Here is a 14,597-nt window from a genome sequence, read left to right as displayed (position 1 = left end):
CTGCACGACCTCAGCCGATCACCTTGGTGGCCGCCGCGTTGAGCTTGGGCGGCTCCTCGAAGGTGTGGAAGGGCGCTGGCGAAGGCACTTCCCACTCCAGGCCCTCGGCACCGGCGCCGTCCGGATCGTTCCAGGGACGCTGGGGCGCGGTCTTGCCCTTGCCCATCATCACCGGCAGCACGATGGCCACGAAGAAGAACACCTGCATCAGGCCGAAGCCGAACGCACCCACCGAGGCGATCGCGTTGAAGTCGGCGAACTGCATCGGGTAGTCGGCATAGCGGCGCGGCATGCCGGCCAGGCCGAGGAAGTGCATCGGGAAGAAGGTGATGTTGAAGAAGATCAGCGAGCCCCAGAAGTGCAGCTTGCCGAGCGTCTCGTTGTACATGACGCCGCACCACTTCGGACTCCAGTAGTAGAAGCCGGCGAACAGGCCGAACAGCGAGCCGGCGACCAGCACGTAGTGGAAGTGGGCCACGACGTAGTAGGTGTCCTGCAGTTGGATGTCCACCGGCGCCATCGACAGGATCAGGCCGGTGAAGCCGCCCATCGTGAACACGAAGATGAAGCCCACCGCGAACAGCATCGGCGTCTCGAAGGTCATCGAGCCGCGCCACATGGTGGCGATCCAGTTGAAGACCTTCACGCCCGTGGGGATCGCGATCAGCATCGTCGCGTACATGAAGAACAGCTGGCCCGTCACCGGCATGCCGGTCGTGAACATGTGGTGCGCCCACACGATGAACGACAGGATCGCGATCGAGGCCGTCGCGTACACCATCGACGTGTAGCCGAACAGCTTCTTGCGAGCGAACGCCGGGATGATGGCGCTGACGATGCCGAAGGCCGGCAGGATCATGATGTACACCTCGGGGTGCCCGAAGAACCAGAAGATGTGCTGGTACATGATCGGGTCACCACCGCCGGCCGGCGTGAAGAAGCTGGTGCCGAAGTGGCGGTCGGTCAGCGTCATCGTGATCGCGCCGGCCAGCACGGGCATCACCGCGATCAGCAGGTAGGCGGTGATCAGCCAGGTCCAGCAGAACAGCGGCATCTTCATCAGCGTCATGCCCGGCGCGCGCATGTTCAGGATCGTGACGATGATGTTGATCGAGCCCATGATCGAGCTGGCGCCCATGATGTGCATCGCGAAGATGCCGGCGTCCATGCTCGGGCCCATCTGCAGCGTCAGCGGCGCGTAGAGCGTCCAGCCCGCGGCGGGCGCGCCGCCGGGCATGAAGAACGACCCGGCGAGCATCAGCGCCGCCGGGATCAGCAGCCAGAAGCTCAGGTTGTTCATGCGCGCGAAGGCCATGTCCGACGCGCCGATCTGCAGCGGGATCATCCAGTTCGCGAAGCCCACGAACGCCGGCATGATGGCGCCGAACACCATGATCAGGCCGTGCATGGTGGTGAACTGGTTGAACAGTTCGGGGTTCACGAACTGCAGGCCGGGCTTGAACAGCTCGAGGCGGATGCCCAGCGCCAGCACGCCGCCGATCATCAGCATCGCGAAGCTGAACAGCAGGTACATCGTGCCGATGTCCTTGTGGTTGGTCGCGAACAGCCAGCGGCGCCATCCGTGCGGATGCCCGTGGGCATGATCGTCGTGGCCGGCGTGGCCGTGGCCGTGGTCGAGGACTGCGCTCATGGTCGGATTCCTTGAAACGAATTACTTGCGCGCGGCAACGATCTGCGCAGGCTGCACCACCTGGCCGGTCTTGTTGCTCCACGAATTGCGGGTGTAGGTGATCACCGCGGCGATCTCGGTGTCCGACAGCTGCTTCCAGGCGGGCATCGCGCCGCCGGCTGCGCCGTTCAGCATGATCTGCACCTGCTGCGCCGGGTCGGCACCGGCCACGATCGCGCTGCCGTCGAGCGCCTTGATCGGGCCCGCGCCCTTGCCGTCGGCCTTGTGGCAGGCCGCGCAGTTGGCCGCGTAGACCTTCTCGCCGCGCGCCACCAGGTCGGCCAGCTGCCACACCTTGGCCGGGTCATCGGCGGCCGCCTTCATCGCGGCCTGCTTCTCGCCGACCCACTTGGCGTAGTCGGCCTGGCTCAGCACCTTGACGTGGATCGGCATGTAGGCGTGCTCCTTGCCGCACAGCTCCGCGCACTGGCCGTAGAAGTCGCCCGTCTTCTCGGCGCGGAACCAGGTGTCGCGCACGAAGCCGGGGATCGCGTCCTGCTTGACGCCGAAGGCCGGCACCATCCAGGCGTGGATCACGTCGTTGGCGGTGGTGATGATGCGGATCTTCTTGTCCACCGGCACCACGAGCGGGTTGTCCACCTTGAGCAGGAAGTTGTCGGTGGGCGCCGGCGCCCCCGAGTCGCTCATCGCGCGGTGCGATGCGTCCAGCGTGGACAGGAAGCCGATGCCCTCGCCCTCGCCCTTGAGGTAGTCGTAGCCCCACTTCCACTGGTAGCCGGTGGCCTTGATGGTGATGTCGGCGTTGGTCGTGTCCTTCATCGCCACCACGGCCTTGGTCGCGGGCAGCGCCATGGCGATGACGATGAAGAACGGCACCACGGTCCAGGCGATCTCGACGCCCACGCTCTCGTGGAAGTTGGCCGGCTTGGCGCCCTTGCTCTTGCGATGCTTGAGGATCGAATAGAACATGACCCCGAACACCGCCACGAAGATCACCAGGCAGATGACCATCATGTAGTTGTGCAGCCACTGCAGTTCGGCCGCGATCTTGGTCGCCGGCGGATGCAGGTCCAGCTGGTTGACGGCCGGGCCGCCCGGCAGGCTGTTCACGGCCAGGGCGGAGGTGGTCGCGCAGGCGGCACCGAAGGCCGCTGCGGTGCGGGCGGCGCGTTGCCAGGTCATCCGGAGCTTCGTCAGGCGGGTCATCGTGGTCACTTTGCGGCGGGTTCTTCGATGGGATCGGGGAATCGGGGGGCGGGCGCCAGCCGGGCCCGCAAGGCCAGGCGCAGTTCCTGCGCCAGCGGCTGGCGCAGTTCGGGGCGCAGGTAGCGCCCGACGCGGGTGGACTGGCCGTCACCGGTGAGCTCGACCAGGGACCGGTCGCCGGCCAGCGGTTCCACGCGCACCCAGGCGGCGCGGAAGCGGTGGTGCTCGGTCTGGCCGCCGCGGCGGTGGACGACCTCCAGCGAGTCGGCCGCCAGCAGGATGTGTTCGTGATCGGTGGCGTGGCGCGAGTACACCAGCAGCGCGACGCCGACGAGCAGCAGCTCGATGCCCGCGAAGGCCAGCACCGGAGAAGCCCCCTGCCACGTAAAGGCCAGCGCGATCGTCAGCGACACCGCGCACAGCACGGCATAGGCGGCGAAAAGCTGGCGAGGGGTCAGCGAGCAGTTGCGAGCCAGCCGCCACTCGAGCTGCTGCGGGCCGCCGGACTCGGGGCGCACCACCCGGGCGAACCGCCATGCGGGCAGCCCGCCCGCGGAGGCGCGGAGCCAGGGGGCGGCAGCGGAGGCGGCGGTCATGTGAGGCAACTCAACGGGCAGGCACAGCGGGGGCTGTATAAGCAGCGGCGGATTCTAGCCGAGCGTGCCGCCCAGCCGACCCGCACGCGCCATGCGTTGCAGCTCGTCGACGCCGACCCGCGTCTCGCCCTGGGCCCGCAGCGTCGGCGCCGGGTTGAAGGCATGGCCGTACACCACCTCGAACTCCAGCGCGATGCGGCCGTCCGGCGCCGCGCGCGCGGCCAGGGCGGCCTCGAGTCGGGCGCGCCAGCGCGGCGTGCGCAGCCCCGACAGCCGTGCCGGGTCGGCATTCGCGCCGAGCGTGCGCAGCTCGGCCAGCAGCGCCGCCGGCGACGCCCAGGTCAGCACGATGCGCTCCTGGTCCATCACGGGTTCGGCGAAGCCGCAGCGCACCAGCATGTCGCCCAGGTCGTGCATGTCGACGAAGGGCGCGTGCGGCACGCCCCATCCCGCGTCGGCATACAGCGTGCGCAGCGACTTGAGCGTGTCGGGCCCGAGCGTGGAGAACATCAGGAAGCCGTCCACCGACAGCGCGCGGCGCCAGGCCGCCATTTCCGCGGCCGGGTCGGCAACGGCGTGCAGCGTCATGTTGGCCCACACCAGCTGCGCCCCGCCGGGCACCACCGCGCCGGCATCGACGGCCACCGGCGCGCTGCGCCAGCGTCGTGCAGACCACCACGGCGCAGGGGCCGAATCTTGGTGCGCGCCCTCGCCGGCGGCGCGCACCGGCTGGGTCCGCGCCTGGGGGTAGGCGCCGGCGAGCACCTCGGCGCTGCCGCTGGCGGCGGCCATCCAGTCGAGCACGACTTCGGGTCGCTGCCGCACGATCGGCAGACGCTCGGCCATGCGACGCGCCACCTCGCCGTGCAGCCAGGGGGCTTCGCCGGCCTCGGCAAGACGCCGGCGCCAGCGGGCGAGCGCCACCGCATCCACCGGCCGCAGCGTCGACGGCTCAGCCATGCCGAGCCACTGTCGAGGGGAACCGCTTCAGCGCCACGGCCATGATCGGCTCAGTATATTGACGCCGTGCTGCTCGAACTGCCGACCCTGTGCGCCGTGTGCCGCGGCTGGGCGCCCCACCGCGTCTGCGACGACTGCCGCGTGCGCCATGCACGGGCCGGCCACCGCTGCGCCACCTGCGCCATCCGCGTGCCCGACGGCGCGCTGCGCTGCGGCGCCTGCATGCGCGAGGCGCCGCCGTTCTCGGCCGCGGTGGCGGCGGTGGACTATGCATTTCCCTGGAGCAGCCTCGTGACCGGCCTGAAGTTCCGCGCCGCACTCGACCTCGCGCCCACGATGGCGGGCCAGATCGCGCAGGCGGTGCAGCAGGCCGGCGTGCCGCTGCCGGCCGGCGTGCTGCCGGTTCCGCTGGGGCGCGAGCGCCTCGCCGGGCGCGGCCTGAACCAGGCCTGGGAACTGGCGCGCCGTGTCGCGCGCCAGCTCGGCGTGGCCTCGCACGCGGACCTGCTGCAGCGCCGGGTCGAGACGCCGCACCTGGCCGACCTGCCGCGCGAAGGCCGCGCACAGGCCATCCGCGGTGCCTTCGGCCTGACGCCGGCGGCCAGTCGCCACGTGTGCGGCCAGCCGCTGGCGCTGGTGGACGACGTGATGACCACCGGCGCCACGGCGGCCGAGGCGGCGCGCACGCTGCTGGCCGCCGGGGCCTCGTCGGTGCAGCTGTGGGTCTACGCCCGAACGCCCGCACCCTGAGGTCCCGGCGGATGTTCAACATCGTCCTCGTGCACCCGGAGATCCCGCCCAACACGGGCAACGTGATCCGGCTGGCGGCCAACACCAGGTGCCGCCTGCATCTGGTGGAGCCGTTGGGCTTCTCGATGGAGGACCGGCTGCTGCAGCGCGCCGGGCTGGACTATCACGAGTACGCCAGCGTGCAGCGGCACGCCGACTGGGCGGCCTTCCTGGCCCAGGCGCGGCCCGACCCGCAGCGCCTGTTCGCGTTCACCACGCGCGGCAGCCGCTTTCATCACGACGTGGCGTGGCAGGCCGGCGACTGGCTCGTGTTCGGCGCCGAGAGCAGCGGCCTGCCGCCGGCGCTGCGCGACGCGCTCGACCCGGCGCAGCGCGTGCGGCTGCCGATGGTGCCCGGCCAGCGCAGCCTGAACCTGAGCAATGCGGTGGCCGTAGCGGTGTTCGAGGCCTGGCGCCAGTGCGGCTGGGCCGGCGGCGGCTGACCCGGTCAGCTCTCGGGGCGCGAGCCGCGGCCCATCAGCAGGCGCAGCGCCTCGGCCGCGCCGAGCCGGCCCTGCAGCACGGCGACAACGCACTCGGTGATCGGCATGTCCACGCCGAGAGAGCGGGCCCGCTGCAGCACCACCGGGGCGCTGTGCACGCCTTCGGCCACGTGGCCGAGCTCGGTCAGCACCTGGGCCAGCGGCAGGCCGCGCGCCAGCTGCATGCCCACGCGCCGGTTGCGCGACAGGTCGCCCGTGGCGGTGAGCACCAGGTCGCCCAGGCCCGACAGGCCCATGAAGGTGTCGGCGCGCGCGCCCAGCGCCACGCCGAGCCGGGTCATCTCGGCCAGCCCGCGCGTGACCAGCGCGGCCCGCGCGTTCAGGCCGGGCACGCCCGGCCCCGGCGGCGACGCGGCGGCCAGGCCGTCGCACAGGCCGGTGGCGATGGCCATCACGTTCTTGACGGCGCCGCCCACTTCCACGCCGACCGGGTCGGCGCTGGTGTAGAGGCGAAGCACGTCGTCGTGGAAGGCCTGCGCCGCGGCGTCGCGCAGTGCGGCGTCGGCACTTGCCGCCACCAGCGCCGTGGGCTGGCCGCGGGCCACCTCTTCCGCGAAGCTGGGGCCCGACAGCACGCCCACCGCCGCCTGCGGGCGCAGCTCGCGCGCGATCTCGTGGCCGAGCAGGCCGCTGCCTGCTTCGAGCCCCTTGCAGAGCCAGAACAGGCGGGCGTCGCCGGGCACCGCGCCCAGCAGGCCACGCAGGCCGGCCATCGGCGTGGCCACCACCAGCAGGCCCGACTCGGCATGGGCGAGTGCCCGCGACAGGTCGTGCGTCACGTCGACGGCAGGCGGCAGCGCGACCCCGGGCAGGTAGCGCCGGTTCTCCCGCGTGGTGGCCATGGCCGCCGCCTGGGCCGGGTCGCGCGACCACAGGCACACGGCATGTCGCGCGGCCACGCGGGCAGCCAGGGCCGTGCCCCAGGCGCCCGCACCGAGAAAGCTGACGTTCATGCGAACGTCGCGCGGTGGCTCAGTTGGCCAGGCTGGCGCCGTTGCCCTGGGCGGCTGCCTGCTGCTGGGCCTCGAACATGGCCTGGAAGTTCACTTCCGACAGCAGCACCGGCGGGAAGCCGGCGCGGGTGCACACGTCCGACACGATCGCGCGCAGGTACGGGTACACCATGCCCGGGCAGACGATGCCCAGGATCGCCTGCATCTGGTCGGCCGGCAGGTCGCGCAGCTCGAAGATGCCGGCCTGCTTGGCCTCGATCAGGAACAGCGTGCGCTCGGCCACCTTGGTGGTGACGGTGGCGGTGACGCAGACCTCGAAGATGCCCTCGGAGACGTTCTCGGCGGACACCGACAGGTTGATGTCCACGGCCGGCTGCTGCGCGTCGAGCAGGATCTGCGGCGAATTCGGCTGCTCCAGCGACAGGTCCTTCAGGTACATGCGCTGGATGTTGAAGACGGGGGTGGGCGCTTGGGCTTCGGCCATGATGCAGGTGTCCAATGAGACGAACCCGCCGGGCCAGCGGGTTCAGGGGCGCGGATTATCGCCGAGCGCTGCGGCCTGGCCGGACGGCGGGAAGGTCAGGCGGCCTGGCCCTGCAGCAGCGGCAGCAGGCCGCCGCGCTGGTCCAGCGCGACGAGGTCGTCGCAGCCCCCCACATGGGTGTCGCCGATGAAGATCTGCGGCACGGTGCGACGCCCGGTGCGCTCGATCATCAGGTCGCGCTGCGCGGGGTCGATGTCGACGCGGATCTCCTCGATCGCCGCGACGCCCCGCTGCTTGAGCAGCGCCTTGGCACGCAGACAGTACGGGCAGACCTGGGTGGTGTACATGCGCACGGGGTTCATGACCCCGGATTGTGGTGCAGCCCTGCAGGACGCGCAGGCCGCGCCCGCGGGCAACCCGACTCAGGCTGCGGACTTCTCCACGGGCAGGTTGGCGTCGCGCCAGGCCCGCAGACCGCCCGCCAGCGACACCACCTTCTCGTGGCCGGCCTTGCGCAGCGTGGCCGCGGCCCGCGACGAGCGCGCGCCGGTGGCGCACATCAGCACGATCGGCAGGGCCTTGTTGGTCGGCAGGTCCTTCGACCCGGCGAGCTGGCTCACCGGCACATTGCGCGCGCCGATGGCATGCCCCGCGGCGTACTCGGCCGGCTCGCACACGTCCACCAGCACCGCCTTCTCGCGGTTGACGAGGCGGATCGCCTCGTTGGTGTCGACCGAGCCACCGCCGGCACCGCCCTTGATCTGCGGCCACAGCAGCAGGGCGCCGGACACGAGGGCGATGACGACGAGATACCAGTTCTGGAGGAGGAACTCGAGCACGGCAGGCAGGGTGGGTGCGAGGGGCGCGAATCATACAATTCGCGCCCTCCCCCTGCCTTTCGCGCCCCTGTTCATGCACAAGCTCGTCCTCATCCGCCACGGCGAATCGACCTGGAACCTGGAGAACCGGTTCACCGGCTGGACCGACGTGCCGCTCACCGACACCGGCGTGGCGCAGGCGCGCGAGAGCGGGCGCCTGCTGCGCGAGGCGGGCTACGAGTTCGATCTCGCGGTGACCTCGGTGCTCAAGCGGGCGATCTGGACGCTGTGGCACGCGATGGACACGATGGACCGGACCTGGCTGCCGGTGGTGAACGACTGGCGCCTGAACGAACGCCACTACGGTGCGCTGCAGGGCCTGAACAAGGCCGACATGGCGCGACAGTACGGCGACGCGCAGGTGCTCACCTGGCGCCGCAGCTACGACGTGCCGCCGCCGGCGCTCGACGCGGCCGACCCGCGCTGCGAGCGATCCGACCGGCGCTATGCGAACCTGCAGCCGGGCCAGGTGCCGCTGACCGAATGCCTGAAGGACACGGTCGCACGCGTGATGCCGTGCTGGAACGACACCCTCGCGCCGGCCATCCGCTCGGGCAAGCGGCTCGTGGTCGCCGCCCACGGCAACTCCATCCGCGCCCTGGTCAAGTCCCTCGACGGCATCGGCGACGCCGAGATCGTGGGCCTGAACATTCCCAACGGCATCCCGCTCGTCTACGAGCTCGACGACGACCTCAAGCCGCTGCGCCACTACTACCTCGGCGATGCCGAGGCCGCGGCCCGTGCCGCGGCGGCGGTGGCCGCGCAGGGCAAGGCCTGAGGGCGCAGCCGGGGGGCCGTCAGGCCACCAGGCCGAACAGCCGCTCGGGCGGCACGCGCAGCACGATCGAGCCGTCCGGCGCCGGCCCGGTGATCGCGAATTCGGCGCGCGCGGTGTCGCGCCGCACCGAGCTGGTCACCGGCATGCCCTTGCGGTCGGTGATGGCCGCCACCTCGGGCGTGTTGGCGCTGGCACCGCGGCGCACGACCACGGCCTGCTCGCCGCTGCGCAACTGCACGAAGTCGCCGGGCGGATAGATCCCGAACTCCTTGATCAGCGCCGACGCGAACGGGTCGCCACCACACTCGGCGAACATCTCGCGATGGGCCTGCTGGATCGGCAGCGGCTTGCGCCCCGTGCGCGGGCTCACCTTGGCCAGCAGCACGTCGGCCTGGCGCAGCGCCACCGCCAGCGGCGCCACCTCGGACAGGCCGCGCGGATAACCCGCGCCGTCGCGCCGCTCGTGATGCTGGCGCACGGCGTCGAGCCACAGCGCGTCGTCCACGCCGGCGGCGGCCAGCAGGTCGGCCGCCGCGTCGGGATGGGCCCGCAGGCGCTCGAACTGCGCCTCGGTCGGCTTGTTGCCCTGGGTGGCCAGCCGGCCCTGCAGCTCGATGATGGTCATGTTCATCGTCAGCGCGGCCTTCACCAGGCGCCGCGTGTCGGCGTCGGGCCAGGCCAGGCGCCACGACGCCAGCGCGCAGGCCATCGCGGTGTAGAGCGAATGCGTCATGCCATACACCGACAGGCGTTTCGGGTCCTGCCGCATCGCCAGGTAGATGCCGATGTCGGGCTCGCGCCGCACGAGCGACATCAGCATGTCGGCCAGTTCGTCCAGCCGCGCCGGCAGCCCCGGCTCGTCGGTGCTGCGCAGCACGCGCTCCAGGTGCCAGATCAGCTGTTCCCACAGGTCGAACAGCGTGAGCTTGCGCGAGGCGGCACCGGCGGCCGCGGCACCGGCCTGGGCCACGGCGCGTGCCTCCTCGGCGTCGACATAGGCGCCGCGCTCGAGCAGCGCGGCCAACTGGGCGTCGTCCTCGACCACCTGCCCGCGCGCGAGCAGCAGCTTGCCGTTTTCGTCGCGCACGCCGAAGGGCAAGGGCTGGCCCACGACCACCTGGCGCTGCACCAGACGAAGGAGTCGAAGCCCCGGCGCGTTCATGGGCCGACTCTAGGGCGGCGACGGGGGCGGCGCAATGGACACCGACGCGAGGCACTGGCCGATCTGGTCGCGCAGGTGCTCGGCCAGCGCGCGCCGGTCAGCGTGGCGGCTGCCCTCGGCGGACAGCACGGTCACGTGCACCTGCAGCCCGCGGGCGCCCAGGATGCGCCACAGGCTCTGCGCCAGCGTGGTGTCGCCGACGAACTCGACCGCGGGGCTGAAGGCATGGGCCGCGTCGGCGAAGCGCAGCACCACCGGCTGCACCGGCACGCCGGTGGCGATGGCGGCCTGCAGCAGGTTGGCATGGAAGGGCAGCAGCTCGGGGCCGGGCCCGGTGGTGCCTTCGGGAAACACCGCCACGGTGTCGCCGGCGCGCAGCGCGTCGGCGCTCTGGTGCACCACGCGCAGCGCGTCGCGCTTGCTCTCGCGCTCGATGAACAGCGTGCCGGCACCGGCCACCAGGCGTCCCACCAGCGGCCAGTGCTTCACGTCGCTCTTGGACACGAAGCGCGCCTCGGGCAGCACGGCATGCAGGGCGGCGATGTCGAGCCACGACACATGGTTGGCCACCACCAGCTTGGCGCCGGGCCGGGGCGTGCCGCTGGCCTGCAGGCGCAGCCCCATCACGCGCAGCAGCTTGGCCGACCACCAGCCCACCAGTGCATGGCGGCGGGCGGCCGGCAGCGACGGGAAGCGCGACAGCACGATGGCCAGGCCGTGCAGCCCGTGCACCAGCACGCGCAACAGCCGCCAGCTGGCCACCAGCGCCCGCATCACCCTCGCGCCTGCATCAGGACGCGGCTTCGTAGGCCACGGTGCCGGCCACCAGCGTGGCCCGCACGCGCCCGGGCAGCTCGAAGCCGCTGGTGGCGAAGGCGAACGGCGTGTGCTTGCCCTGGCTCACCAGCGTGTCGTCGCCGACGCGCCAGCGCGCCGCCGGATCGAACACGCAGACGTCGGCCACGCCGCCCTCGACCAGGCGGCCGGCGCTCGCGGCCAGCGTGCCGATGGCCGGGCCCAGCACCCGCACCGGGTCGCAGGTGATGCGCGACAGCGTGGTGCCCAGCGGCAGGCCGGCCTGCTCGCCCCAGTGCAGCGCCAGGCCGAGCAGCAGCTCCAGGCCGCTGGCGCCGGGCGTGGCCTCGGCGAACGGCAGGGTCTTTTCGTCGGCGTCCACCGGCGTGTGGTCGGACACCAGCACGTCGATCGTGCCGTCGGCCAGCGCCGCGCGCAGCGCGTCGCGGTCGCGCTGCTGGCGCACCGGCGGGGCCAGGCGCAGCGCCGGGTCGAAGAAGCCGATGTCCACGTCGGTGAGGTGCAGCGAATTGATGCTGACGTCGGCCGTGACCGGCAGGCCCTCGGCCTTGGCGCGGCGCAGCAGCTCCACGCCCGCGGCACTGGACAGGCGCTCCAGGTGCACCCGCGCGCCGGTGGTGCGCATCAGCTCGAAGAGGGTGAACAGTGCCACCGTCTCGGCCGCCGTCGGCACGCCGGCCAGGCCGAGCCGCGTGGCCACGGCGCCGCTGGCGGCCACGCCCTTGCCCAGCCACGGGTCCTGCGGGCGCAGCCACACGGTGTAGCCGAACGTCGACGCGTACTGCAGCGCGCGCTGCAGCGTCTGCGTGTTGAGCACCGGCGAGTCGGCCTGCGAGAAGCCGACGCAGCCCGACTCGGTGAGCTCGGCCATCTCGGTGAGGGCCTCGCCGGCCAGGCCGCGCGTCAGGGCGCCGAGCGGGAACACGCGGCAGCGCGACAGCTTGCGCGCGCGGAACTTGAGCATCTCCACCAGGCCGGGCTCGTCCAGCGGCGGGTCGGTGTCGGGCGGGCACACGAGGCTGGTCACGCCGCCGGCCGCGGCGGCGGCCAGCTCGCTTTCGAGCATGCCCTCGTGCTCGTGGCCGGGCTCGCGCAGGCGGGCGGCCAGGTCCACCAGGCCGGGTGCCACCACGAGGCCGGTCGCGTCGAGGGTGCGCTCGGGTACGAAGTCGCGCGGCACCTCGCCCAGGGCCACGATGCGGTCGCCCGCGGTGGCGAGGTCGCCCACCCGGTCCAGGCCGCGCGCCGGGTCGATCAGGCGGCCGTTCTTGATCAGGAGCTTCATGCTTCGTTGCCTGCGATCGTGGACATGACCGCCATGCGCACCGCGATGCCGAACGTGACCTGCGGCAGGATCACGCTGGCGCGGCCGTCGGCCACCGACGAGTCGATCTCGACGCCGCGGTTGATCGGCCCGGGGTGCATGACGATGGCGTCGGGCTTGGCCAGCGCGAGCTTGTCGGCCGTCAGCCCGAAGCGCTTGAAGTACTCGCCCGCGGACGGCAGCATCGCGCCGCTCATGCGCTCGTTCTGCAGCCGCAGCATGATGATCACGTCGGCGTCGCGGATGCCCTCGGCCATGTCGTGGCACACCCGCACGCCCATGCCGGCGAGGTCGCCCGGCACCAGGGTCTTGGGGCCGACGGCCCGTATGTCGGGCACGCCCAGCGTGGTCAGCGCATGGATGTCCGAGCGCGCCACGCGCGAGTGGACGATGTCGCCGACGATGGCCACCGACAGCTGCGTGAAGTCGCCCTTGAAGTGGCGGATCGTGTACATGTCCAGCAGGCCCTGCGTCGGGTGCGCATGGCGCCCGTCGCCGGCGTTGATCACGTGCACGTGCGGCGCGACATGCTGGGCGATCAGGTACGGCGCGCCGCTCTCGGCATGGCGCACCACGAACATGTCGGCGTGCATCGCGCTCAGGTTGGCGATCGTGTCGAGCAGGCTCTCGCCCTTGGCCGTGCTGCTGCGCGCGATGTCGAGGTTGATCACGTCGGCGGACAGTCGCTTGGCCGCGATCTCGAAGGTGGTGCGCGTGCGCGTGCTGTTCTCGAAGAACAGGTTGAACACGCTCTTGCCGCGCAGCAGCGGCACCTTCTTCACGTCGCGCTCGCTGACGGACAGGAAGGTGCCGGCGGTGTCGAGGATCTGCGTGATCACCGCGCGCGGCAGGCCCTCGATGGACAGCAGGTGGATCAGCTCGCCGTTGGCATTGAGCTGCGGATTGCGGCGCGAGAGCATCAGTGGCGCTCCTTCACGTCGAAGCTCAGGCGTCCGCCCTCGGCCTGCACCAGGCGCAGGCGCTGCCCGTGCGCGAGCGTCAGGCGCGCGGCGGCGAAGGCGGGCTCGATCGGCAGCTGGCGCCCGCCCCGGTCCACCAGCACCGCCAGCGACACGCTGGCCGGGCGGCCGAAGTCGTACAGCTCGTTGATCACGGCGCGGATCGTGCGCCCGGTGTAGAGCACGTCGTCCACCAGCACGATGTGACGGCCATCGATCGCGAACGGCAGCTTCGTGGTGCCGGTGCCGGTGGCCATGCCGCGTTCGCCGAAGTCGTCGCGGTGCAGCGCGCTGGTGATGGTGCCGGCCTCGCCCGGCAGGCCGAGGTCGGCCTGCAGCCGGGCGGCCAGCCAGGCGCCGCCGGACCAGATGCCCACCAGCGCGGCATCGGGGCGCTCGGCCAGCAGCCGGCGCACGCCGTCGCGCAGCGCGGCGTAGAGCGCTTCGGCGTCGAGATTGAGGGTCTGGGTCATGGCGTCGGCGTCTCGTTTCGCAGGTACTGCTCGAGGATCAGCGCGGCCGCCGCCGCGTCGGCGTCGGCCGCGCCCATCGAATGGGCCTCGGTGGTGGTGTAGCGCTCGTCCACCTCGTGCACCGGCAGCCCGAAGCGGCCGGCGAGCTGGCGGGCGAATCGCTGCGCGCGGCGGGTATTGTCGTGCGGCGCGCCGTCGGGGTGCCGCGGCACCCCCACCACCAGGGCGTCGGGGGCCCATTCGCGCAGCAGCCGGCCGATGGCGTCGAAGCGGGCGTCGCCTTCGACGGCCAGCGTCGCCAGCGGTGTGGCGGTGCGCGTGACGGTGTTGCCGCTGGCCACGCCGACGCGGCGGGTGCCGAAATCGAAGGAAAGCAGGATGCGGGGCGACACAGCGGCGCGCGGCGCAGCCCTCATGCGTGCCCCGCCTCCTGGCTGAGCATGTGCGGGTCGAAGCCCAGCAGCGACACGGCGCGGTCGTAGCGCTGCTCGACCGGCGTATCGAAGATGATCTGCGGGTCGGCGTCCACGGTGAGCCAGCCGTTGCGCGCGATCTCGTCTTCGAGCTGGCCCGCGCCCCAGCCGCTGTAGCCGAGCGTGACCAGCAGCTTGCGCGGGCCGGCGCCCTCGGCCAGGGCCTCGAGCACGTCCTTGCTGGTGGTCATGTCGAGCGCGCCGCCGGCGATCGCCAGCGTGGAGCTGTAGGGGCTGCCGTCGGCCGACAGGCGCTCGTGCAGCACGAAGCCGCGCTCGGTCTGCACCGGGCCGCCGAAGAACACCGGCGCCTCGGCGAGGTCCTCGCGCGTCAGGTTCAGCTCGACCTTCTCGAACAGGTTGCGCAGCTTGATGTCGACGGGCTTGTTGATCACCAGGCCGAGCGCGCCCTTCTCGGTGTGCTCGCACAGGTAGATCACGGAGCCGGCAAAGGTGGGGTCCCCCATGCCCGGCATGGCGATCAGGAACTGATTGGTCAGGTTGATGCGACCGGGTTCCGCCATGGCGCCGATTCTAGTCGGCGGCCGTGCGGCGCCACCGGCGCCGAAGGGCCGGACCCTGCAACGCGGCG

At 71.8% G+C, this 14,597-nt stretch carries 18 protein-coding genes; 3 read left to right on the top strand and 15 right to left on the bottom strand.

The window, feature by feature from the left end:
- Nucleotides 1–10: 10 nt before the first annotated feature.
- Genes ctaD through AC2EAQ_RS14325 form a run of 4 tightly spaced genes read right to left on the bottom strand, consistent with a single transcriptional unit; the run spans nucleotide 11 to nucleotide 4,413 of the window.
- Nucleotides 11–1,651 (bottom strand): cytochrome c oxidase subunit I, encoded by a 1,641-nt coding sequence (gene ctaD, locus AC2EAQ_RS14340; RefSeq protein WP_484645014.1) that lies wholly within the window; start codon nucleotides 1,649–1,651, stop codon nucleotides 11–13.
- A gap of 21 nt (nucleotides 1,652–1,672) precedes the next feature.
- Nucleotides 1,673–2,857 carry a cytochrome c oxidase subunit II gene (coxB, locus tag AC2EAQ_RS14335; RefSeq protein WP_484645013.1) on the bottom strand — a complete coding sequence of 395 codons (1,185 nt, stop codon included), beginning with the start codon at nucleotides 2,855–2,857 and terminating at the stop codon, nucleotides 1,673–1,675.
- 5 nt (nucleotides 2,858–2,862) lie between these two features.
- A complete protein-coding gene (locus tag AC2EAQ_RS14330) occupies nucleotides 2,863–3,453 on the bottom strand; it encodes a DUF2244 domain-containing protein (protein ID WP_484645012.1) in 591 nt (196 codons plus the stop codon).
- Between the two features lie 54 nt (nucleotides 3,454–3,507).
- Nucleotides 3,508–4,413, bottom strand: coding sequence for a class I SAM-dependent methyltransferase (locus tag AC2EAQ_RS14325; RefSeq protein WP_484645011.1), 906 nt, complete (start codon nucleotides 4,411–4,413; stop codon nucleotides 3,508–3,510).
- Between the two features lie 66 nt (nucleotides 4,414–4,479).
- On the opposite strand from AC2EAQ_RS14325, the gene AC2EAQ_RS14320 reads away from it, so the two are divergent.
- Nucleotides 4,480–5,163 carry a ComF family protein gene (locus AC2EAQ_RS14320; protein ID WP_484645010.1) on the top strand — a complete coding sequence of 228 codons (684 nt, stop codon included), beginning with the start codon at nucleotides 4,480–4,482 and terminating at the stop codon, nucleotides 5,161–5,163.
- 11 nt (nucleotides 5,164–5,174) lie between these two features.
- Nucleotides 5,175–5,645 carry a tRNA (cytidine(34)-2'-O)-methyltransferase gene (locus AC2EAQ_RS14315; protein ID WP_484645009.1) on the top strand — a complete coding sequence of 157 codons (471 nt, stop codon included), beginning with the start codon at nucleotides 5,175–5,177 and terminating at the stop codon, nucleotides 5,643–5,645.
- A gap of 5 nt (nucleotides 5,646–5,650) precedes the next feature.
- Here AC2EAQ_RS14315 and AC2EAQ_RS14310 read toward each other — a convergent pair whose 3' ends face one another.
- From AC2EAQ_RS14310 to AC2EAQ_RS14295, 4 genes are all read right to left on the bottom strand, one after another.
- Nucleotides 5,651–6,658, bottom strand: a complete 1,008-nt coding sequence (locus AC2EAQ_RS14310) for an NAD(P)H-dependent glycerol-3-phosphate dehydrogenase (protein WP_484645008.1) — start codon at nucleotides 6,656–6,658, stop codon at nucleotides 5,651–5,653.
- A 19-nt stretch (nucleotides 6,659–6,677) separates the two neighbouring features.
- On the bottom strand, nucleotides 6,678–7,142 hold the full coding sequence (gene secB, locus AC2EAQ_RS14305) for a protein-export chaperone SecB (protein WP_484645007.1): 465 nt from the start codon (nucleotides 7,140–7,142) through the stop codon (nucleotides 6,678–6,680).
- A 95-nt stretch (nucleotides 7,143–7,237) separates the two neighbouring features.
- Nucleotides 7,238–7,504, bottom strand: coding sequence for a glutaredoxin 3 (grxC, locus tag AC2EAQ_RS14300; protein ID WP_484645006.1), 267 nt, complete (start codon nucleotides 7,502–7,504; stop codon nucleotides 7,238–7,240).
- Nucleotides 7,505–7,564: 60 nt separating this feature from the next.
- Entirely contained in the window at nucleotides 7,565–7,981 is a 417-nt protein-coding gene (locus tag AC2EAQ_RS14295; protein WP_484645005.1) for a rhodanese-like domain-containing protein, read from the bottom strand.
- Between the two features lie 73 nt (nucleotides 7,982–8,054).
- On the opposite strand from AC2EAQ_RS14295, the gene gpmA reads away from it, so the two are divergent.
- Nucleotides 8,055–8,798, top strand: a complete 744-nt coding sequence (gene gpmA, locus AC2EAQ_RS14290) for a 2,3-diphosphoglycerate-dependent phosphoglycerate mutase (protein WP_484645004.1) — start codon at nucleotides 8,055–8,057, stop codon at nucleotides 8,796–8,798.
- A 19-nt stretch (nucleotides 8,799–8,817) separates the two neighbouring features.
- Here gpmA and AC2EAQ_RS14285 read toward each other — a convergent pair whose 3' ends face one another.
- The 7 genes from AC2EAQ_RS14285 to AC2EAQ_RS14255 are packed head-to-tail and all read right to left on the bottom strand — an operon-like array spanning nucleotide 8,818 to nucleotide 14,529.
- Nucleotides 8,818–9,960, bottom strand: a complete 1,143-nt coding sequence (locus tag AC2EAQ_RS14285) for an HD-GYP domain-containing protein (RefSeq protein ID WP_484645003.1) — start codon at nucleotides 9,958–9,960, stop codon at nucleotides 8,818–8,820.
- Between the two features lie 9 nt (nucleotides 9,961–9,969).
- Nucleotides 9,970–10,734 carry a lysophospholipid acyltransferase family protein gene (locus AC2EAQ_RS14280; protein WP_484645002.1) on the bottom strand — a complete coding sequence of 255 codons (765 nt, stop codon included), beginning with the start codon at nucleotides 10,732–10,734 and terminating at the stop codon, nucleotides 9,970–9,972.
- A gap of 16 nt (nucleotides 10,735–10,750) precedes the next feature.
- Complete coding sequence (locus AC2EAQ_RS14275; protein ID WP_484645001.1) at nucleotides 10,751–12,061, bottom strand: dihydroorotase; 1,311 nt, start codon at nucleotides 12,059–12,061, stop codon at nucleotides 10,751–10,753.
- Complete coding sequence (locus AC2EAQ_RS14270; RefSeq protein WP_484645000.1) at nucleotides 12,058–13,020, bottom strand: aspartate carbamoyltransferase catalytic subunit; 963 nt, start codon at nucleotides 13,018–13,020, stop codon at nucleotides 12,058–12,060. The genes AC2EAQ_RS14275 and AC2EAQ_RS14270 overlap by 4 nt, the downstream gene beginning before the upstream one ends.
- Complete coding sequence (pyrR, locus tag AC2EAQ_RS14265) at nucleotides 13,020–13,532, bottom strand: bifunctional pyr operon transcriptional regulator/uracil phosphoribosyltransferase PyrR (protein WP_484644999.1); 513 nt, start codon at nucleotides 13,530–13,532, stop codon at nucleotides 13,020–13,022. Before pyrR ends, AC2EAQ_RS14270 begins: the two co-directional genes overlap by 1 nt.
- Nucleotides 13,529–13,948 carry a Holliday junction resolvase RuvX gene (ruvX, locus tag AC2EAQ_RS14260; RefSeq protein ID WP_484644998.1) on the bottom strand — a complete coding sequence of 140 codons (420 nt, stop codon included), beginning with the start codon at nucleotides 13,946–13,948 and terminating at the stop codon, nucleotides 13,529–13,531. The genes pyrR and ruvX overlap by 4 nt, the downstream gene beginning before the upstream one ends.
- Entirely contained in the window at nucleotides 13,945–14,529 is a 585-nt protein-coding gene (locus tag AC2EAQ_RS14255) for a YqgE/AlgH family protein (protein WP_484644997.1), read from the bottom strand. The genes ruvX and AC2EAQ_RS14255 overlap by 4 nt, the downstream gene beginning before the upstream one ends.
- Nucleotides 14,530–14,597: the final 68 nt, after the last annotated feature.

The organism is Aquabacterium sp. T101, from assembly GCF_057219775.1.
The sequence above is the reverse complement of the archived record's forward strand: the minus strand, read 5'-3'. Positions and strand labels throughout refer to the sequence as shown.

What these genes read in the sequence shown, in the direction of transcription:
- ctaD (WP_484645014.1), bottom strand. Translation starts at nt 1,651, where the DNA reads ATGAGCGCAGTCCTCGACCACGGCCACGGCCACGCCGGCCACGACGAT.
- coxB (WP_484645013.1), bottom strand. Translation starts at nt 2,857, where the DNA reads ATGACCCGCCTGACGAAGCTCCGGATGACCTGGCAACGCGCCGCCCGC.
- AC2EAQ_RS14330 (WP_484645012.1), bottom strand. Translation starts at nt 3,453, where the DNA reads ATGACCGCCGCCTCCGCTGCCGCCCCCTGGCTCCGCGCCTCCGCGGGC.
- AC2EAQ_RS14325 (WP_484645011.1), bottom strand. Translation starts at nt 4,413, where the DNA reads ATGGCTGAGCCGTCGACGCTGCGGCCGGTGGATGCGGTGGCGCTCGCC.
- AC2EAQ_RS14315 (WP_484645009.1), top strand. Translation starts at nt 5,175, where the DNA reads ATGTTCAACATCGTCCTCGTGCACCCGGAGATCCCGCCCAACACGGGC.
- AC2EAQ_RS14310 (WP_484645008.1), bottom strand. Translation starts at nt 6,658, where the DNA reads ATGAACGTCAGCTTTCTCGGTGCGGGCGCCTGGGGCACGGCCCTGGCT.
- secB (WP_484645007.1), bottom strand. Translation starts at nt 7,142, where the DNA reads ATGGCCGAAGCCCAAGCGCCCACCCCCGTCTTCAACATCCAGCGCATG.
- grxC (WP_484645006.1), bottom strand. Translation starts at nt 7,504, where the DNA reads ATGAACCCCGTGCGCATGTACACCACCCAGGTCTGCCCGTACTGTCTG.
- gpmA (WP_484645004.1), top strand. Translation starts at nt 8,055, where the DNA reads ATGCACAAGCTCGTCCTCATCCGCCACGGCGAATCGACCTGGAACCTG.
- AC2EAQ_RS14285 (WP_484645003.1), bottom strand. Translation starts at nt 9,960, where the DNA reads ATGAACGCGCCGGGGCTTCGACTCCTTCGTCTGGTGCAGCGCCAGGTG.
- AC2EAQ_RS14280 (WP_484645002.1), bottom strand. Translation starts at nt 10,734, where the DNA reads ATGCGGGCGCTGGTGGCCAGCTGGCGGCTGTTGCGCGTGCTGGTGCAC.
- AC2EAQ_RS14275 (WP_484645001.1), bottom strand. Translation starts at nt 12,061, where the DNA reads ATGAAGCTCCTGATCAAGAACGGCCGCCTGATCGACCCGGCGCGCGGC.
- AC2EAQ_RS14270 (WP_484645000.1), bottom strand. Translation starts at nt 13,020, where the DNA reads ATGCTCTCGCGCCGCAATCCGCAGCTCAATGCCAACGGCGAGCTGATC.
- pyrR (WP_484644999.1), bottom strand. Translation starts at nt 13,532, where the DNA reads ATGACCCAGACCCTCAATCTCGACGCCGAAGCGCTCTACGCCGCGCTG.
- ruvX (WP_484644998.1), bottom strand. Translation starts at nt 13,948, where the DNA reads ATGAGGGCTGCGCCGCGCGCCGCTGTGTCGCCCCGCATCCTGCTTTCC.
- AC2EAQ_RS14255 (WP_484644997.1), bottom strand. Translation starts at nt 14,529, where the DNA reads ATGGCGGAACCCGGTCGCATCAACCTGACCAATCAGTTCCTGATCGCC.